Genomic DNA, 854 nt, shown 5'->3' on the forward strand with positions numbered 1-854 from the left:
TAAAATATGATTGTGATGCCGCTGAAATAAAAAGAATGCAGCAACCTAAAAAACAAGTGGAAGTAATCACAAAAGATACAATCAAACGGATTTTTGCAAGCATCAATACACGGACATTGATAGGTAAGAGGGATTTTGCCTTGTTCAATCTTTTATATAGTACCGGAACAAGAATAGATGAAATATTATCATTAAGGCTGTCGGCACTGCACCTGGATGAAACGAAAAGTTACATTCTTGTTTTGGGTAAAGGGAATAAACAACGTACCATTTATTTGTTGAACAGCATGGTAAAAATACTGAAACATTATGTGAAGTTGTTCCATCCGGCCAATCCGTTACCTTCTGATTTTGTATTTTTCCCCATATATGGCCATGCAAACAAAAAAATCACTTCAGAAGCGATTAGCAAGCGGTTGAAAATGTATGTTAGAATTGCGTCTCAGGGGCTACTTGAAATTCCTGCGGATTTTCATTGCCATAGTTTTCGGCATGCACGGGCTACCCATTGGTTGGAAGACGGTGTAAACTTGGCGCAGATACAAAAACTATTGGGGCATGAGAGCATCGAAACGACAATGAAATACGTAGGAGTTTCATCAGAACAAATGGTACAAGCTTTATGCTCTATGGAAGACAATCTGACTTTAGGCGTTGAAAAGAAATATAAGAAAATCAGAAATAAAGATTCATTAGCAACAGTTCTTGGATTGAGATAATACTTAGTAATAAATGAGGGACTGTTCTTGAATAATGGAACAATCACTCTTTATTATCTGCTACTAAAATATAACAATTTACTGATATTCAATACAATAAAAAGTCAAGTTGGGATAATATTTTGGTTTGGATAA

The 854-nt window shown here is 35.4% G+C and carries 1 protein-coding gene; it reads left to right on the top strand.

Annotation, left to right across the window (positions count from 1 at the left end; genetic code table 11):
* A partial coding sequence (locus N5O98_RS27285) for a tyrosine-type recombinase/integrase (protein WP_269496274.1) occupies window positions 1-719 on the top strand: 719 nt, incomplete at its 5' end.
* Between the last annotated feature and the right edge of the window lie 135 nt (window positions 720-854).

Origin of the sequence: Bacteroides sp. LFL-34 (assembly GCF_027257075.1) — a bacterium.
Classification (GTDB): domain Bacteria; phylum Bacteroidota; class Bacteroidia; order Bacteroidales; family Bacteroidaceae; genus Bacteroides; species Bacteroides ovatus.